Genomic DNA, 18,935 nt, shown 5'->3' with positions numbered 1-18,935 from the left:
AAATTACGTTGAAAGATTCAATGTGAGGAAGTTATAAATGGATTTAATGACTTCCTCGCGCCATGTTTCACATTTAAATTCGGACATCATTTCTGGCAGAGCAATATGAAAGAGTTGTTAGTTAGCTCAATGGATTTTTTAGGAATGGCTTGGTGGGTAGAAATTACCACTGACAGCCCTCGTTGCACCTATTACTTTGGTCCTTTTCTGACTGAGTCGGAAGCGAAAGCAGACCAACCTGGATACATTGAGGACCTAGAGAAAGAGGGGGCTCAAGTCGTCGGAGTTGAAATTAAGCGGTGTAAACCTACAAATTTAACAATCTCTGATGAACCCAGTCCGACTGTGGGAAATTGGTCTAGTGCTTACACGGCCAGTTAGTCCCTGGTTTCATGGATTTTGGGAGGCGTGTTAGCGCCACGTCTCCGTTGATTTCACGAGTTTGAATGGCACAGATTCTGATCTCCCCCCTTATTGCCCCCGCAAGCTACGTGAGGCGCGTTACTTCCGGATAATCTGCTAGCCAACGATCGATTCGATTGAGTAGAACTTCCGGAGTCTCCCACGGTAATAGGTGCGCTGCTTGGTCATAGCATTCCCATTCACAATTCGGCAGAGCTTTAGCAGTTTCTCGGCTAGATGCAGCAGCGATATGGCGATCCTGTTCTCCCATGAGCATCAGCACAGGACATTGAATTTTCGAGAGTTCCGGTACCCGGTTATAACCACGCCCCATGGCTTGATACAAAGCGTGGGTAGCAGGCTGAGAAGTTGTTAAGTAAGCGTAGACCGCTTCGCGGGCGAGATACTGGTAGGTCGTGGACTGGTGGCGCTGGACTAAATAGCGGAATAGTGATCGCTGGCCAAAGGTGGTAATATTCCAATCCCATCCCGGCTTCGCCCAATTAATCAGCCCTGCAACCCCCGTCAACACATTGTCTAGCAGCCCCACTTTGGGATGATCGCTCCAAGGCCGTGCTGCTGTTGCCACCAAAATTAATCCACTCACCCGTTCTGGATATCGCAGCGCTAATTCCATGGCCAAAATGCCGCCCAGGGACCAGCCCAGGATCACCGTTCGATCGCACTGGTATTGATCCAACACACCGATTAAGTCGGCCAAGTGATCTTCCATCTGGAAGCGGCGGCGGGTTCGACTACGACCATAGCCCCGCAAGTCCGGGGCGATCGTACAAAAACGTTGACTCAAGTGCTGGGTAAAAACGCCCATACTGCGCCCCGTTCCTGGGTGCCCATGGAGACAAAGTATCGGCCAGCCTTGGCCCGATCGAGTGACATGCAGCGGAAAGGATTGATGACTTGCGAACTCAGCCATTGAAAAATCCTGGGTAATCTTAAGCTTCGATCGACCTTAGCGGACGACGTGATCCCTTGACCATCGTCTATGATGTTTTTTCAGAGGAAATCGCATGAGAATTTCTACCCATGACGGACGCCAACAAGCAACCTGAAGCAACCCCCAAGGCCGCCGCTGCCGACTCCGCTGCTGCCAAGCCCAAAAAAGAAAAACCGCCGGCGCTAGAATCTAAACCCTTTGCCGACTTTATTCAGCAGGACTATCTACCCGCATTGCAAAAGGGCTTTGAAAAGCTCAAAATTGCAGGGGTCGCCCTGCAGTTTGTTAAGCAAAAAATTCCGGTGGTAGGATATACAGACTTTCCGGAGTGCTGGCAAGTCGTCGGCCAATGGCAAGCCAATCAACAATTGCGCCAGTTCAACATTTATTTCTACGACGAAGATATTCAAGGTCAACGGGGCTTCTCCGCCACCGCCACCGGACGCGATGCCAGCACTCTGGAATCCTTCCGGATTGACGAGAAAAAAGTGACTTTGGATCTGCTGGTATTAGGCACGCTGCAACGACTCAACGGCCAAAAGTGGCTGGCATTGAATTAAGTCGAAGTTGATGTAGAAAGATGGCTAGATTGTAACAAAACATCAACTTCCCGGCTTTCCCGCTGGACTAGACCAGGTGCCTTGATACACTAGAGTCCGTAGCGAAATTGGCGCTATCCAGCATCGGCCTATTTGCTGGGTGCCAGCGCATCCTGCCATCTTCTAGACAGCCGAAGCGTTTTAGAACGAACCACACGACGAGCGATCGCACCCATGGTAGATTCCCTTAAGAAACCCGAATTTGAAGAAATTCGTCCCGGTATTAAAGTACCTGCGAAGGAAACCATCCTAACGCCTCGCTTCTATACAACAGACTTTGAAGAGATGGCGCAGATGGACATGTCCGTCAACGAAGAAGAGTTGCGGGCATTGATGGAAGAATTTCGCGCCGACTACAATCGCCACCACTTCGTGCGGAGTGACGTATTCGATAAGTCTTGGGATCACATTAGTGGCGAAACCCGCAATTTATTTATTGAGTTTTTGGAGCGCTCCTGCACCGCAGAATTTTCAGGCTTTTTGCTTTACAAGGAGCTCTCCCGTAAACTTAAAAACCGCAATCCACTGTTGGCAGAAGGGTTTGCGTTGATGTCTCGGGATGAGGCGCGTCACGCTGGTTTCTTAAACAAAGCCATGTCTGACTTCAACCTGTCGTTGGATTTGGGCTTCTTGACCAAGAGCCGCAAGTACACCTACTTCAAGCCCAAATTTATCTTTTACGCCACCTACCTTTCAGAGAAGATTGGTTACTGGCGCTACATCACGATTTATCGCCACCTCGAGAAGCACCCTGAGAACCAGCTCTACCCCATCTTCAACTTCTTTGAAAACTGGTGCCAAGACGAAAATCGTCACGGTGACTTCTTTGACGCTGTGATGCGAGCGTTGCCCTACACCTTAAATGGTCTGCGGGCGCGGCTATGGTGCCGATTCTTCCTGCTGTCCGTGTTCGCAACGATGTACTTGAATGACATCCAGCGCACGGGCTTCTATGAGGCATTGGGCTTCAATACTCGGGAATTCGAACGGGAAGTCATCACTAAAACAAATCAGTCAGCCGGTAAGGTCTTCCCTGTCATTCTGGACGTGGATCATCCTTCCTTCTATCCCCGGTTGGAAACCTGCATCCAGAACAATGAGAAGCTGGCAGAAATTAATGCTTCCAACGCCCCTGCACCGATTAAGTTCTTGAAGAAGTTGCCCCATTATGTGAGCAATGTCACGAACTTGGTAGCGCTCTACTTGATTAAGCCGATCGATATGCAAGCAGCCCAAGGCGTCGTTCGCTAAGATTGCTAGTTAACTTGCATTGATTTCTGTAGAACAAAAAAGGCTCTGTTAACCAGAGCCTTTTTTATGGACTTTTGAGTGTTTTTTTACGCTCATGATCAAAAGATCCAACGGACAAAAAGATGCCACAGATGAAGCAAGTAAACAGTAAAGTCGGGTCAACGTCACGAAAGATATGGGCAAAACTGGGCAAAGAATGGGTAGGCACTGTTTAATGGGGCCTTTAGTTCGACCTGCTGGAACGGTTGGATTGACCAGCATGGGATGGCTGATGATGATTCCAGGAGTGGTAAGCCAGCCTACCCCAACCACCCAGCCTAACTTAACCACCCAGCCTAACTTAACGATCGAGGTAAGCCAGCCAGCCCCTTCGGCAACAACATTAGATTTGGATCCGAAGTTACTCCAGCAGAGCCCCACTTTGCGGAAATGGTTAAACGATCGTCCCAACGTTTTACAAAGCATCCGGGAGGAACCCAGTTTTCGCACTCGGCTACGGGTGGGGTATACCAACTTTACTAAGGCTGGAGCAGGCTGGACGATCGGAATTGAAGATTGGCGGATTGGCCGCAGTCCCATAACAGTCAGCGGCCAATATAGTGCCAGCGGCAATGGAAAATCTGAACTTGCTGGCGGTGACCTCCACTTTTACCTACGTCCCTTGGGGAGTTACCTCAACTTGGCTCCCGTTGTAGGATATCGAACTCTGCGCACGACCGTCGATCGCACGGATGGCTGGGCGATCGGTGGTCGCCTTTTACTGATTCCATCCCGTGGGGGCGGATCGGATGTCATTTTGCAACAAATCTGGGTCAATCCAGGGACAGTGGACGAAGTCAGTATCGGGCAGGTGACGGTTGGCTATGCGGTCACCCCCCAACTGCGTTTGGCCGCAGAGTTTGAACGCTGGCGAGGCAGATCGATGCGTGAACATCGCATTGGCGTCAATCTGGAATGGCTACCCTAGTGGCTGGGACATTCTTTGGGAGCGATCGTTTGGGAGCGAGTGAGTGTCCCGACCCTGCTCTACCAACCTCCTCTGTATACCAACCTCCTCTGCCTACCAACCTCCTCCGCGTCTCCCATTGGGCTTCACCGTCATCCAATTCGTTTTTGCCATAGCAAATTGCTCTGGAGACATTTTGGCCCCTGTCAAATTGGCCCCACACAGGTTGGCCCCTCGCAGATTGGCATTCAGCAAATATGCGCCTCGTAAATCCGCTCCCCGCAAATCCGCTTCCTCTAAATCTGCATTACTCAAGTAGGCTTTGGTCAAATTAGCATCCTTCAGAATGGCACGGTGTAGGTTAGCTCGACCAAAATCCGTATTGACCAATGTTGCCCCTTGAAGATTCACCTGTTTCAAAGTCGCTTGATTGAAGGTTGCCCCAGAAAGATCTACCCGAGGCAATTGCAACAGAGATAAATCATGGGATGCAAAGTCGCGACGTCCTTTACCGTAGTAACTTTGCAGATCTTCAGCAGCTAACTTGGGTGGTTTCTTTCCACGACTCCCAGTAAAGTTCGTTGTTTGCCCTTTGGAATCCGAGGTTTTAAGCGATGCTGATGTGGCCCGAGCCGCCATGACCCGCTGGCGGGTTGCACCGGATTGTAAGCTGGTTGAGTCAGACCGATTAAGCTGCTGCTGACGAGCGCGAATCGCTAGGGCAGCCCGTGCCGCAGGGGACATGGGTGCACTTTTGTCATTGCCTGAGCCGGTTAAATCCCCCGATCTAGCAGGCGTGCCAGGTTTATTACCCTTTGCTGGCACCTGATTCATACTGTGGGCCAAACTATCCAAATAGGGTTCCAGATCTAAGGCGCGGAAAATTTCATTGGCATTTTGGTAGCGATGGCGCACCGAAATTTCCAGCATTTTCTGGAGAACCTTGGCAAAGTGCTCAGAGATCTGAACCTGTTGCCGCCAAAGTAACTCTCCGGTAGCCGGATCGTAGGATAAATCCTTAGGCGATCTACCAGTTAATAGGTAGACACAGGTGACGCCTAAGGCATAGATATCACTGGCAAATACTGGTCGCATTGCCATCTGTTCTGGAGGCGCAAAGCCAGGAGTTCCGATCGCGTAGGATGTGAAGGCTGTATTTTCTGAAGCATTATTAACCATGGTCTGCTCATGGTTCTTTACCGCTCCAAAGTCAATTAGTACCAGCTTAAGATCATGGGAACGACGAATCAAATTGGCGGGTTTGATGTCACGGTGAATGACCTGATGACTGTGGATATACTCTAAAACCGGGAGAATTTCACTGAGAAATTGCTTGACCCCTGCTTCAGTAAACGGCCCATTCCGTTTTACTTCCTGTTGCAACGTGGATCCGCTAACATATTCCTGAACTAAGTAAAATTCCTGATTCGCTTCAAAGTAATCCAAGAGGCGAGGAACTTGAGGATGGTTACCAATACGACCCAGGGTCTGGGCTTCCCGCTCAAAGAGCTCGCGAGCCATTTGCATAATATGGGGAGCACTGGCATTGGGACGAAGCTGCTTAATGACACAGTTAGGTTGCCCAGGCAGCACTTCATCTCGGGCCAAGTAGGTTGCTCCAAATCCTCCCTGCCCAAGGGCATTGAGAACACGATAGCGATCGCGCAGTAGAAGCTTGGATCCGCAAGCTTGGCAAAATTCTGCATCGATTAAGTTATCGGGATTAGGACAGCCTGGATTCAAGCAGTAGCTCATGCAGCGTCACCCGCGTATCGCTAAACAAACGATCGAGAAGTTAAGGAAAGAGGTATCTCAATTATCAACGTGAATCGTTGAAAAAAGAGGCGCGATCACTAGAAATCCCTGGTAAAGAGTTGCTAAAGTTACGTCCTTCAATCATCAAGTCCGTATAAACCTCAGTTTGCTTTAGCGCTAATTTCCCACTAGATGGGAATTACTTGGCAGGAACTTCTAACAGGTGTAAACGATTTTCAACCATTGCGAGCATCGGTATCTTCTCACTAAATACTAGGTACTTAAAGAATTCTCCGTATAGTTCGCTCTCTTCAAACTCTATTATTCACCGAGTTCGCCAGAAGTAACATGGGAAACTATCGGAGTTATTTAGAAAACACCCTGATTACTGAGATAACTGATATCAGAGATGACTGTTTTCTGGACGGACTCTGGAACATTGCGAAAGATTTCAGTCTTCATGGCTAGCGCATTGATCATTAGCACAGAATAACTAAAGCGATGTGATTGGAAGATCTTTGGAAGATCTTGGGTCTAAAAGTTAGATATTCATCGCGGGCGGTCTCATCATCTGAAATTAGATAATACCCTTGCCATGAATTCTAGGACTGGGGGGGCACCCACCTGAGCCATGGGAACGGTACAATGGGCACGGCCTAATGATCAAAGTCAATTTCTGATGCGTATTTCCCTGAACTGGTTGCGAGACCTGGTTGATTTTTCTCAATCTGCAGAAGAGTTAGCAGACCTGCTGACCATGGCAGGCTTTGAAGTAGAGGATATCGAGGATCGTCGCACTTGGGCGGATGGGGTGGTGGTCGGTCGTGTGGTCGATCGCCAGCAACACCCGAATGCCGACAAACTGAGCGTTTGCCAAGTGGATATTGGTACAGGAGAAATCAATCAGATCGTCTGTGGGGCGGCTAACGTCCGTGCAAATATTTTTGTCCCGGTTGCAACGGTTGGCACATTTTTGCCCCAGGTGGGAGATGCTGGTATAAAAATTAAACCCGCCAAGCTTCGGGGTGAACCGTCGAATGGCATGATTTGTTCCCTGACAGAATTGGGCCTGACGAAAGATTCAGAGGGGATCCATATTTTCGATGAATCGATCGTGGGAGACATCCAGCCAGGGATGGATGTTCGGCCTCTCTTGGGATTAGATGAGGTGGTTTTGGATCTGACCTCCACAGCGAATCGAGCTGATGCCTTGAGTATGATCGGAATTGCGCGGGAAGTGGCTGCGCTGACAGTAAATCGACTGACCATGCCGCAAGCTGGAGATGTGACGGCGACGGCAGGGCCAGACTTAACGATCGAAATTGCTGATCCGCAAGCTTGTCCTGCTTATATTGGCACAGTGATTGAAGGCGTTAAGATTGGCCCATCTCCCCTATGGTTGCAGCGACGCTTACAGGCAGCCGGGGTTCGACCCATTAGTAATGTGGTCGATGTGACGAACTACATCATGCTGGAGTGGGGGCAGCCCTTGCATGCCTTTGATCTCGATCGGCTGAAGCAGGTGGCCGGGAGCGACGCTCTCAAGCTTGGAGTTCGGTTTGGTACAGCGGGGGAAACCTTGGTGACGTTGGATAGCCAGGAACGCACCGCCACGGAACAAACTCAGTTTATTACGGTGAACGATCGCCCTGTTGCCTTAGCTGGAGTCATGGGCGGTGAAGCAACGGAAGTCTTTGACGGTACGACGAATTTGTTACTGGAAGCAGCTCTGTTTGATTCAGCGGTGACGCGACGATCGGCCCGTAGTCAAGGGTTGAGATCGGAGGCATCGGCCCGGTATGAACGGGGGGTCAACTTAGCAGAGTTGGAACTGGCCCAACGGCGGGCGGTGCAGTTAATTACCGAGTTGGCGGGGGGCACTGTGACGGCCCAAGCCACGGCGGATCACCGTCCGGCCACTTTGACTCGATCGATTGAGCTGCGCCTCGATCGGGTCAAGCAAGTGTTGGGCCTCGTGGTTCGGGGTGACGACCTGAGTGAGTTGGAAGCAGCGGAAGTAGAAAAAGCATTGGTGGCGTTGAACTGCCAACTGACAGCCACAGGGGACGGTGTTTGGACAGTGACGGTGCCGCCCTACCGTTATCGGGATCTGGAACGGGAAATTGATCTGATTGAAGAAATTGCCCGGATGTATGGCTTCAACAATTTTGCCGATACATTGCCAGATAAGGGAGAAGTGGGTTTTCTCTCGCTAGAGCAAGTGGTGCTGCGGAAATTGAGATCGGCGCTGCGGGGAATTGGCTTAACGGAGTTGATGCATTATTCCTTAGGCAAACCGGGGAGCGATCGGCAAGTGGTGCTCAGTAATCCGCTATTTGTGGAATATTCTGCTCTGCGGACGAATTTGATGGATGGCTTGATTGAAGCCTGCCAGTACAACCTAGAGCGGGGCAACGGTGCCTTGAATGGTTTTGATATTGGACATATTTTCTTCCAAGATGAAGACGGACTGGGCGAAGCGGAAGTTTTAGGGGGAATTCTCGGCGGTGATACTTCGCGGGGCCGTTGGATGCGAGGAGGCAAGGAAGCTCCGATGACTTGGTTTGAGGCGAAGGGACTGTTGGATGCGGTGTTTGACCAACTGAAGCTGTCAGTAGAGTACCAGCCCGATAGTCGCGATGAGCGGCTCCACCCAGGGCGGACGGCCTCGTTATGGATTCGGGGAGAACGGTTGGGTACCTTTGGGCAACTGCATCCGCAATTGTGTCAGGAGCGGGGGTTGGCGGATGGGTTATATGTGTTTGAGTGGGATTTGGATCTGATTTATAAGAATCTGGAATCTGAAGAAGCGATGGTTCCGGTGTTCCAACCCTTTTCGACCTATCCTGCCAGCGATCGGGATCTCGCGTTTTACGTGGCCAATAAGGTATCTGTCTCTGATCTAGAGCGGGCGATCCGGAAAGCGGGGGGTAATCTGCTGGAGTCGGTGGAATTGTTTGACGAATATAAGGGCGATCGAGTACCGGCAGGAAAACGGAGTTTAGCGTTTCGGATGGTATATCGCACTGCTGATCGCACCTTAACGGATGCGGATGTTGATCCGGTTCAACAAAAAGTGCGCGATGAATTGGTAGAGAAATTTCAAGTTGAGTTACGCAGCTAATTCGATCGTGTTTGGGATTGTATACACGATAGTGGATTTGAAGACTAGAGGCAGGATACTGACTAGCTTGCAAGGAGTTGATGGCCTCTAGCCCTTTCTATGTTTCTTGACACATTTCTTGCAGAGTGGGATGAAGTCACTCTACTGAATATTCATGATTTTCCCGAATGCTGATGCAGGTATTCAATGATGCCTGGTAATTTTTGGAAATTCTGATCACATTTAACGGTCTTTGATTCGGTGAAACAATCTCTATTGAGCTTGATGATATCGATTTGGATCGATTTGGCTTGACGATACCCGTTGTTGCGAATATTCGTCCTCCCAGTAATCAGGCTCATAAGCGTAACCCTAGTCAGGCCAATGTAAGGGAACAGCGCATCAATAAAATCCCAATTGGGTAGGGGTAGGAGAGTAAAAGGGTAGGAGGGTAGGGGAATGAAGAAGGGATATTATTTCTTTGCAAATCCCTAAGCTATGGTTGGTCAGCAATAAAGTCACAATAAGATTGGTCCTAATTGACTGGGCTACAGCGATACGACTGCTCTTTGTTCGACGAAAAGAGGGGATAGAAAAAACGCTGGAGATATCGGTACCGTTCTTCGCTAGGATTGGGAGACAAAAATATTCATTGGGCCCATAGGTGAGGAGTGACCGTGCATTTATTAATTCCAGCCGCTGGATCAGGTAAACGGATGGGTAGCGATCGCAACAAGCTACTTCTCCCATTACTCGGCCAACCGATCCTAGCCTGGACATTACAAGCCGCCGCCGCCGCCCAGACGATCGAATGGATCGGCATCATCGGCCAACCGATCGACTTCGACGATTTCACCAGGATCCTCACCGATCTCAACCTCACCAAACCCGTCCATCTGATCCAAGGGGGATCGACCCGTCAGGAATCCGTCTTCAACGGCCTCCAAGCGCTACCCGCCGCTGCCGCCGCCGTCCTCATCCATGACGGTGCCCGCTGCTTAGCCACACCGGAGTTGTTCGATCGCTGTGCTGTCGCGTTACAAACCTGTGATGGTCTGATTGCGGCCATTTCCGTCAAAGACACAATCAAAGTTGTCGATAGTGAATTGCTGATCCAGGACACACCCGATCGCGCCAACCTGTGGGCTGCCCAAACCCCCCAAGGCTTCTCCGTGCCGTTGTTGCGTAAGTGTCACGATGAAGGCGTTGCCCAGGGGTGGGAAGTCACCGATGATGCCGCTTTGTTTGAACGGTGCAATCTGCCAGTCAAAATTGTGGTGGGAGAAGAAACCAACTTGAAGGTAACCACGCCCGTTGATCTCGCGATCGCGGAATTCATCCTCAAGAGTCGGCAAGCAGACCTTAGAAACTCGGCGATCGAGGCATCTTGATTGAGCAGTCAGTAGTCCAGGGTGCAGGAGTTGAACCCGCCTAAGGCGAATTATGAGTTCGCTGCCTATACCGCTCGGCCAACCCTGGAAATGAACCTATTCGGGAAGAATACTTGGAAGAACCAAGGTTCACTCCAACCACAGGCCGTCACGTTGTGGAAACGTAACATAGTGGAAACTATCCTAACGCAGACTTCCCAAAATAGCAGACAAATAATTGACTCAAATAATTGACTCAAAAATTTGGCTAAATTCGGTTCTATTTTAGCTTGAAAAATCAGCTATAACTGACTATCTGCTCCTACAATGCAGTCGTGACGATCTAGTCGTGACAATCTAGTCGTGACAATACAGTTATGACAATCTAGTCGTGATTGACCCGCGAGCGAACCCCTATGAAACTGAACTCCACCGCAACCTTTACCTTCGTCCTGTTGTTTCTGATGATTGGCGCAGGCTTTGCTAGTGCCAACTGGGGCTTTTCGTTGGGGTATGAAGCACTCAAGGGCATCACCCAGCCTGATAGCCGACCCAATAGCAAAAACAACAGCCGTCCTGCCCCCAATGGAGCCTTAGAGGGGATGTCTTTGCTTCAGGAGGAAGACATTATCAAAGAAGTCAAGGAACGGACGGACAACGGAAAAGGCAGCGCAGCCACGGGAAATAACCAGGCCAATCCGCAGCAAGAAGAGCCAGAGAAGCCGAGTAATACCGCAAAGTTTCCTTACGGAGGTCAAAGCAAGGGTGTCAAAATGGAAGTCACAGGAATGCGGCGGCAGGAAGATACCGTCGTACTCGATGTTGCCATTCAAAACAATGCTAATCAACCGGTCAAATTTCTCTACAGTTTTTTAACCATCACGGATAACCAAGGCCGCATTTTAAATGGAGAAACAGCAGGACTCCCTGCGGAACTGGCTCCTAAAAGTGAGCGGTATACTGGAACCCTTAAAATTTCTAGCAGCCTGTTGGACAATGCGGAAACGGTTTCTCTGCAACTCTCTGACTACCCTGCCCAGCAGGTACAGTTAGAAGTTGCAGGTATTCCTGTCAAATAGGGGGCAAGGGGTATTCATTTCCCTGAATCAATCTATGGTCACCCTGGCATTGTTCGCGATCGCCCAACCTGCAACCTCCCAATGGGTCATGGTTGATGCGCAATCGGAGATCCTCGTCTCTGACGTTGTATTGGATCCCGTCACCGTCCCCTGGAAACTTTTATCGATCGCGCTTTTAATCATCATCAATGCGTTTTTTGTGACAGCGGAGTTTTCCATTGTCTCTGTACGTCGATCGCGCATTAGTCAACTCGTCGATGCCGGTGATGTCCAAGCTAGAACCGTTCAGGAACTCCAGCGCAGCATCGATCGCCTCCTGTCCACCACCCAGATGGGCATTACTCTATCCAGTTTGGCCCTCGGCTGGATCGGCGAAAGTACAATGGCGGGCTTAGTACGGCAGGGCTTAGCCCAATTACCCTTGCCCGACGCTTGGCTGGATGTCGCCACCCGATCGTTCTCGATTCCCCTCGCTTTTCTCCTGATTGCCTACCTGCAAATTGTCTTAGGAGAACTGTGTCCAAAATCCCTGGCACTGCTGTACTCCGAGGAAATTTCGCGGTTTCTGGCTCCCCTCAGTTTAGCGATCGCCCAGGTGTTTAATCCCTTCATTTGGGTATTGAACCAATCCACCAAGCTCCTATTACGCTTAATCGGCATTCGCTATACCGGCCAGGAAGGCTATAACCAAATCACCTCCGAAGAATTGCAGCTCATGATTGCAACACCCAGTGAATCCATGGGCTTGGAAGCCGATGAACGGGAGTTGCTGGCCAATGCCTTTGAATTTGGGGAAGTGAGCGCGGGGGAAATTATGATCCGGCGCACCAGTCTGATTAGCATTCCCGTCGAAGCAACGGTACGGGATTTGTTGGATGAAGTGGCCCGATCGCACCATTCCCGCTATCCCGTGATTGGGGACTCGGTGGATGATGTTTGCGGCGTGATTCACCTCAAGGAATTGGCGGAACCGTTAGTCCAGGGAACCCTCACCCTCGACAGTTCCATTCAGCCCTGGATCAGACCCGCTCGATATGTGCCAGAATACACACCGTTGGATGAGCTATTGTCCCTGATGCAGCGATCGCGCCATCACTTGGTGATTGTGGTCGATGAATTTGGCAGTACGGCGGGTTTGGTGACGATTCAGAACGTGGTAGCGCAACTGATCGGTGAAACCCCGGAAATTGAGATGGACACGGTGCTTTCCATCCAGCGCATCGACAGTCATACCTTTATTGTGCAAGCCCAACTGGATTTGGACGAAGTCAACGATGTGTTAAGTCTCAATTTGCCCGTAGCGGATGAATATCGCACACTCGGCGGATTTCTGCTCTATCAATGGCAGCGCATTCCCATGGAGGGTGAAACACTTCAGTACGGCAACTGTGAACTGACGGTGATGTCTACGGAGGGGCCACGTTTGGATTATGTCCGCGTCCATCGCATTCAAGCTGACGAGGAGATGGAGGAAACCATTGAGGAAAATAGCTCTGTGTAGGGTTTAGAGGGTTGGAGGGTGTCAGGGTGGGAGGAGGGTTGGTGTTTAATTGATTCCTGCCATGATGTCTTCAAGGGCGATCGCTTGGCCCGTTGTTTTGGGAACCTCCACCACGACCAAATAGCCTTGCAGCGTGTCACTGGAGGCCGCTTGGAACTTTTCTAGAATTTTGGGCATGTCAGCTTGCAGCAGTTTTCCTGTTTCGCTGTAGAGTTCCAAGGCGGACAGACAGCCGATTGTGGGGTTCCAGTCACCGCTGGCCGGGTTCCGCTGCTTGCCACTGAAGAAATCAGGAGAGTCGCCTGTGCCGTGGATACGAAATAGCGATCGACCTAACTTTCCGGCCCAATAGCTCTGCTGCAAGCCCCAGTGGTCGCGCCAACTCGTGGGCAGCAGTCCTCGGTAGTCTGTGGGAGAACCGCTGAATCCGGCCATGGCCGTGGTTCCAGCTTCAAACGGCACAAAGATATTGACAAGGGAAAACTGACCGTAGGCCCGGAAAAACAAATCATCGGGTTGGGGCGTGGTGCCATCGATACGGTACAAACCCTGGGGGGTGTTGCCTCGTACAAAATTCCAATTTAAGCCATGTACCGATCGCAGCAGCAAGGGCACCGACCACAGTTGGCCTTTTTCCTGCACCCACTGGCCCCGATCGTTTTTGAGAATCATGCGACAAAGGGCATGGCGATCGCTATTGCACAACACGTAGGCTTGCATTTCCCCCGGTTGCGCTTGCCACTGGAGCAAATCTTTGAGGGGTGGGGCTGCGGGTGGATTCAATCGTGTTGTAATGTCTTGCAGAGTTGTGTAGAGGTAAGGTTGAGTTTGCCAATTGGGAAAGCGTTGCTGAATCCGTTGGCTGAGTTGTTGAATTTCTTGGATGGATAGATTGGTTTTGACCGTTCGATCACCATTGACCAGAGCAGCGATCGCCATGGCAACCCATTGGGGATCTTTGCTTTGTTCGATCGTTAGCCGAAATTGGTTCGCGAGACTGCTGTAGGCGAGGGGATCGGTCGCATACAACTGCGTACCCACCTGCAAGGCCATGTCGATCGTTCGCATTTGAGCCGTGGAGAGTTTAGCCTGACGAGTCATGGCTAGAATCCTGTCCATCGCCTGGGCCACAAAGGGCTGCTTCGGTTCAACGATCGCCGTCGTCCACAGCAGGTTTTTCCAGTGTTTGGCGTTGCGATCGTCCACTGGGTAACGGGCTAGGTCGTAATTATCAGGACGGACTTGGCGTTCCTGCTGTTGGCGTTGTTGCGATCGGGCACGGGCGAGGGCTTGGGGCTGGGTGGTCTGGGATGAAAGCTGCACCATCGGCACGGCTTGGGATAGTAATACAGGCCGAGACAGTCCAGCGAGGAGAAGCAACCCTAGCCAGATAAACGGACGCAGCGTCCGGGTTTTGATCACAACGCTGCGGGGGGAAGATTGCAGGGGGGGCGGTGGAGATGACCTCATCTCTCTAAATTAGCGACTGACTGTGGAATTTCCCATCCCCCTTAGAAAATTTTCATGTTTGTTAAAGCAGAGATAAACTTCCCGCCTCTGGGCGTGGGGAGAACTCGCCCATTTTGGGGATACATTGAGCCCATGGAGCTGCATTGAGCCCATGGAAACACCAATGGCAATTTCCTAGCCGGGAAGTTAGGGATCGATCGCCAATCCGGTTTCTGGATTGAATAAATGAATTTTGTCGGGATTAATCGCCAGCCAGATTTTCTCGCCGATCCCCACGGGTTTATCCGCCTCAATGCGAGCAGCGATCGCGGTCTTACCAACCTCTCCGCGACTGTGGCTAGCCCCCGATCCCAAGGGTTGCCCCGCTAGGTTAGCGGTGATATAGGTCTCGCTGCCCAGGGCTTCCACCAGTTCCACGGTGACAGGTAAATTTTTAGGCGCAGGCACGCTGTAGCTCAGGTGCTCCGGACGAATCCCTAAGGTTAGGGTTTGGCCGTCGTAGCGACTGAGGACGTTAGCCCAGGATTCTGGTAGCGTAATGCGAAAGTCGGGGTGGATGATTAACAGCGGCGCTTTGACCTGGACGGGAATGAAATTCATCGGCGGTGATCCAATGAATTCCGCGACAAAGCGATTGACGGGGCGATTGTAGAGTTCCAGCGGAGTGGCGATTTGCTGGATCTGCCCTGCGTTTAAGACTGCGATGCGATCGCCCATGGTCATGGCTTCGGTTTGGTCGTGGGTGACGTAGATCGTCGTGGTGCCCAGTTGCCGTTGCAGCTTGACAATTTGCGATCGGGTTTCGGCCCGCAGTTTGGCATCCAAGTTCGACAGGGGTTCATCCATCAGAAACACCTGGGGATCGCGAGCCATGGCCCGCCCCAGGGCAACCCGCTGCTTTTGGCCACCAGAAAGCTGCTTGGGTAGCCGATTCAGCAAGCCTTCGATTTGTAGCGACGCTGCCACGTCCCGCACCCGCCGATCGATCTGTTGTTCCCGATCGGGAACGTAACGCAGGCCCTTCGGCAGTTTGCGGCTGGTTTCCACGGCTAGGGTTTCCAACCATTGGGGCAACCGAGAGGCGGTGGGGGTGTCCGCAGGGGCCGTCGATCGCCGCAGCCCAAAGGCCAAGTTGTCGTAAACGGTCATGTGGGGATAGAGCGCGTAGCTCTGGAACACCATGGCAATGTCCCGTTCCTTAGGGGGCAGTTGATTCACGAGGCGATCGCCCACGTAAATGTTGCCCCCGGTGATCTCTTCTAACCCTGCAATCAAGCGCAGCAAGGTACTCTTACCGCAGCCCGATGGCCCCACCAACACCATAAATTCCCCATCGCGAATGGTGAGGTTAATCGATCGTAGAACGGAGACGGGCTGACTACCGGGTTCCCCTGCGCCCCGACCCTTGGGATAAGTTTTATAGATGTTGTCGAGAATGACCTGTGCCACGGTACCCACTGGCGATTTTAAATCAGTGCCGATGATACTCGATTATGGCGACGGTGGGTAGCTTTCTGGGGAATTTACCCCACAATCCCCATGGCTTGTTTCAGCCCTTGGGTGGCTTGGACATAGCTGTAGTTTTGAATCAGTTGGCGGCTGGCTTCTCCGTAAATGGCTAGGGTGGCGGGACTGGCTAACATTTGCTGAAGACAACTCGCGAGTGCATCGACATTTCCAGCGGGAAAAATTAAGCCGTTGTGGCCAGGGCGCACCAAATCCTCTGCACAGCCGACGTGATCACTGACAAGAATCGGCTTTCCTAAACACATCGCCTCATTCACCGCTAGGCCCCAGGTTTCGGAACTACCGTAGCTGGGGAGGACAAAGACATCAGCGATCGCGTAGGTGCGGGGCATGAAGCTTTGATTTTGGAACGGAGCGAAATAAATTTGTGAATGCTGGACGGCAAGGCTGCGTAAATCCGATTCCAACGCACCCGCTCCGACTAGTAATAACGAAGTATCCGGTAGATTCGCTTGCACAAAGGCATTGACTAAATCGATCGGACGTTTTTTCGGAATAAATTTACCCGCAAAGAGAATCACTTTATGGTGTGCCGGAATGCCAAGTTCCTGCTTCCACTGTTTGGCTTGGTCGTGGGCGCGATCGGATTGGGCCATGAAGCGATCGTTTTCGATAGTGTGGGGAGAGAAGCAAAGTTTTTCTGCCGCAACGCCATGGGTTCGGAAATAGTGATAGTTGGCTTTTCCAACGTAGAGAACTCGATCGAAGTGTTGGTAGACCTGGGTGATCCACTGTTGCCGCAACCAAGCTTTAATTCCCCGTTCTGGCATGATCCGGTGGGAATCGCCTCGGAATAAAATAGGGCAATCTTGCCAATGCCACAGGAAGTGATACAAACTGGCATAGTTATAATTCATCAACAGCACCGTATCGGGTTCATAGGCGCGAATTTGGGGAATTAGGGTCGGATTTTGTAAACCCCAAATGTGGTGGGTGCCGGGATTGGAACTGGTATTGGCAACAAATTCGTGATCATAGCCTTCCAATAGCGGAATATCCCATTGAATCTTTTGCCCAAAGCCTCGATCGATGACTTCCGAAACACCAAAATTCCACAGATAAAATACTTTCAGTTGGATTTCCGGATCGGCGTGGAGATGGCGAAACCAAGGGGCATAGTACTGAATGGGATGGGAAAGCACGATCGCTAGTTTTTTCATAGGAGTAACGCTGAGTGGTCTGTAATTTTGTTGTAAAAGGATTGCTGAAATCCTTGATAGTGAATTTGTTCTTCGATGCGATAGACTTGATCCCCCCTAGCCCCCCTTAATAAGGGGGGAATTTAGACAAATTCTTTCAAAGTCCCCCTTTTGTAGCTCTGCTTCCCGCAGGGTAGGGGGATTTAGGGAATCAAATCTGTCGAGATCGTCAATCAATTAAGTCTGCGGTTTCAGTTGTTGGGGGATTGGGGGAGTCGATCGCTGTTCCAATTCATCGATCAGTTGTTGCAGCAATTCTGGATCGGATCGTAACCAAGCCATATCCTGCTGACTTAAGCCCACTGGAGCAGGCACAACTTTTTTCTGACGCATCTTTCGGAAGCGGCGCATAAACACTAACCGCATCCCAATCAATGGCATCGAAGACTGCTGGAGCGTCGCGGCATACACCCCCGCCGTCCACTCCGTAGACGCCAACGCAAAACTAATCACCAAGATGCAAAACAGTGTCCGGAACGAGAATGTCGGAGCTTCCACCCCTTGCATGGTGACGAACCCATAGAAGGCTCCTAAGCTTCCACCCACAATAAACGCCCCAATAAAGCCAAAGTTCGCATAGGCTTCTGGTAACAATCCCCAGGCAATCACAGTTTTAAACGTTTGTTGATAGGTTTGCCGCTTAACATGGACGTTTAGCATGTGCGTACCCTCGTGACTTCTGATTTTATTGGGATTCAGGAATCGCGGTAGCATTAGCTGCGGAATAATGCCATAGGTTGCACCATTCATAGTTGGATAAAGTCGCGGAATTTTATCCTGCGCCATCATTAGCATGTGAATGACGCTCGATCGTTCCACGAAGGATTCCTTTTTCTCCTTAGGAGGATCCCAGCGCTGGGGCTTTTCGGATAAAGTTTGTTGAGAGTAACTGGCCCATTCCTGGAACCAAGCAGGATATTCCCACGGTTGCACTAATTTGGGTGGCCCTTCCCAGTATTTATGGCGCATGGGGTGTTTTCCATAGTGCAATGGCAATAAACAAATCAACCCAATCACCAAGGGCAGAACAGGTAATTTCCGGCCTCCAATCACATAGGCAATAACCGACATCAAAAATAGAGTTAATGCCGTTTTTAAAATAAGTGTTGCAGCACTGGTTAGAATGATGCCAGCCAGTAAAAAGAAAAGTAGCCGTGATTTAAATTTAGAAAGATATCCCCCTCCACATCGGTAGGCTAATACAAAAATCCCCAGGGTACTTAACCCGATAACGATTCCCCGCACCAGCGTAAAAAGACTTTCTGGCACTGAAAACCATCGAGCGAGAAAGTACATGTTAAATAATAATGCAGCCCCCAATGTCCAAAAAAAGAAATTCTCAGCAGGCTTAGTTTTCAATGCTAGAAATGCACTTTGGACGGGTTTGGGAGATCTAACAAATTGCCACCAAATTAGCGTTCCAGACAACAGAAAAGTAACTGTTGTGAAACTGGCGTAGAGATGGGCTGTGGGAGGATATTTTAATACGTTAGGGTTTTCACTCAATAGCGGTAGACAGAACGTCCATAAATACGTCAGGGTGAAAAACGGAAAAATGGGCATCCCCTTCACCCGACCTGCACACCAAAGATACATGGGAAACATACAGGCAATGCCGATCATGATGGCTCCGATCGAAGTCATGGGAGCAGCATGGAGTAAGGCTTTGCGGTTGCTAAGGAAGAGGGCAGCAATGCCAAACCAGAAGACCGTTTTCATCTGGTTTTTAGCGGGAGGAGGAGATGCGCTCATGGAGAGTAGGGGAGTGGGAGGGTGGG

14 protein-coding genes and 1 tRNA gene are annotated in these 18,935 nt (G+C 50.7%); 8 read left to right on the top strand and 7 right to left on the bottom strand.

The window, feature by feature from the left end; translation table 11 throughout:
* Window positions 1-105 precede the first annotated feature (105 nt).
* Complete coding sequence (locus tag ACN4EG_RS16330; protein ID WP_431630986.1) at window positions 106-381, top strand: DUF1816 domain-containing protein; 276 nt, start codon at window positions 106-108, stop codon at window positions 379-381.
* Between the two features lie 106 nt (window positions 382-487).
* Here the strand turns inward: ACN4EG_RS16330 and ACN4EG_RS16325 are convergent, their stop codons facing one another.
* Window positions 488-1,336: an alpha/beta fold hydrolase gene (locus ACN4EG_RS16325; RefSeq protein ID WP_431630983.1), complete on the bottom strand. Its 849-nt coding sequence runs from the start codon at window positions 1,334-1,336 to the stop codon at window positions 488-490.
* A 110-nt stretch (window positions 1,337-1,446) separates the two neighbouring features.
* Here ACN4EG_RS16325 and ACN4EG_RS16320 point away from each other — a divergent pair, with 110 nt between their 5' ends.
* The 3 genes from ACN4EG_RS16320 to ACN4EG_RS16310 all read left to right on the top strand — a co-directional run bounded on the left by ACN4EG_RS16320 (window position 1,447) and on the right by ACN4EG_RS16310 (window position 4,174).
* Window positions 1,447-1,917 (top strand): DUF2996 domain-containing protein, encoded by a 471-nt coding sequence (locus ACN4EG_RS16320; protein ID WP_431630981.1) that lies wholly within the window; start codon window positions 1,447-1,449, stop codon window positions 1,915-1,917.
* A 213-nt stretch (window positions 1,918-2,130) separates the two neighbouring features.
* On the top strand, window positions 2,131-3,207 hold the full coding sequence (gene acsF / locus ACN4EG_RS16315; protein WP_431630978.1) for a magnesium-protoporphyrin IX monomethyl ester (oxidative) cyclase: 1,077 nt from the start codon (window positions 2,131-2,133) through the stop codon (window positions 3,205-3,207).
* A gap of 214 nt (window positions 3,208-3,421) precedes the next feature.
* A complete protein-coding gene (locus ACN4EG_RS16310; protein ID WP_431630977.1) occupies window positions 3,422-4,174 on the top strand; it encodes a hypothetical protein in 753 nt (250 codons plus the stop codon).
* A gap of 93 nt (window positions 4,175-4,267) precedes the next feature.
* Here ACN4EG_RS16310 and ACN4EG_RS16305 read toward each other — a convergent pair whose 3' ends face one another.
* Window positions 4,268-5,908, bottom strand: a complete 1,641-nt coding sequence (locus tag ACN4EG_RS16305; RefSeq protein ID WP_431630975.1) for a serine/threonine-protein kinase — start codon at window positions 5,906-5,908, stop codon at window positions 4,268-4,270.
* A 631-nt stretch (window positions 5,909-6,539) separates the two neighbouring features.
* Here ACN4EG_RS16305 and pheT point away from each other — a divergent pair.
* Together pheT and ispD are read left to right on the top strand one after the other, a co-directional pair.
* Complete coding sequence (pheT, locus tag ACN4EG_RS16300; RefSeq protein ID WP_431630972.1) at window positions 6,540-9,032, top strand: phenylalanine--tRNA ligase subunit beta; 2,493 nt, start codon at window positions 6,540-6,542, stop codon at window positions 9,030-9,032.
* A 656-nt stretch (window positions 9,033-9,688) separates the two neighbouring features.
* Window positions 9,689-10,402, top strand: a complete 714-nt coding sequence (gene ispD / locus ACN4EG_RS16295; RefSeq protein WP_431630971.1) for a 2-C-methyl-D-erythritol 4-phosphate cytidylyltransferase — start codon at window positions 9,689-9,691, stop codon at window positions 10,400-10,402.
* A 15-nt stretch (window positions 10,403-10,417) separates the two neighbouring features.
* Here ispD and ACN4EG_RS16290 read toward each other — a convergent pair.
* A tRNA-Ile gene (locus ACN4EG_RS16290) sits at window positions 10,418-10,490 on the bottom strand.
* 307 nt (window positions 10,491-10,797) lie between these two features.
* Here ACN4EG_RS16290 and ACN4EG_RS16285 point away from each other — a divergent pair.
* On the top strand, window positions 10,798-11,460 hold the full coding sequence (locus tag ACN4EG_RS16285) for a hypothetical protein (protein ID WP_431630970.1): 663 nt from the start codon (window positions 10,798-10,800) through the stop codon (window positions 11,458-11,460).
* Window positions 11,461-11,494: 34 nt separating this feature from the next.
* Window positions 11,495-12,961: a hemolysin family protein gene (locus ACN4EG_RS16280; RefSeq protein WP_431630968.1), complete on the top strand. Its 1,467-nt coding sequence runs from the start codon at window positions 11,495-11,497 to the stop codon at window positions 12,959-12,961.
* Window positions 12,962-13,006: 45 nt separating this feature from the next.
* Here the strand turns inward: ACN4EG_RS16280 and ACN4EG_RS16275 are convergent, their stop codons facing one another.
* The 4 genes from ACN4EG_RS16275 to ACN4EG_RS16260 form a co-directional block, all read right to left on the bottom strand.
* Complete coding sequence (locus ACN4EG_RS16275; RefSeq protein ID WP_431630967.1) at window positions 13,007-14,431, bottom strand: hypothetical protein; 1,425 nt, start codon at window positions 14,429-14,431, stop codon at window positions 13,007-13,009.
* Between the two features lie 186 nt (window positions 14,432-14,617).
* Entirely contained in the window at window positions 14,618-15,880 is a 1,263-nt protein-coding gene (locus tag ACN4EG_RS16270; RefSeq protein WP_431630966.1) for an ABC transporter ATP-binding protein, read from the bottom strand.
* A gap of 74 nt (window positions 15,881-15,954) precedes the next feature.
* Entirely contained in the window at window positions 15,955-17,118 is a 1,164-nt protein-coding gene (locus ACN4EG_RS16265; protein WP_431630964.1) for a glycosyltransferase family 4 protein, read from the bottom strand.
* Between the two features lie 216 nt (window positions 17,119-17,334).
* Window positions 17,335-18,935 (bottom strand): hypothetical protein (locus tag ACN4EG_RS16260; protein ID WP_431630962.1); only part of this gene is annotated, 1,601 nt, incomplete at its 5' end.

Origin of the sequence: Alkalinema pantanalense CENA528 (assembly GCF_050753345.1) — a bacterium.
Classification (GTDB): Bacteria; Cyanobacteriota; Cyanobacteriia; order Leptolyngbyales; family Leptolyngbyaceae; genus Alkalinema; species Alkalinema pantanalense.
This window is presented reverse-complemented; position numbering and strand designations above follow the sequence as displayed.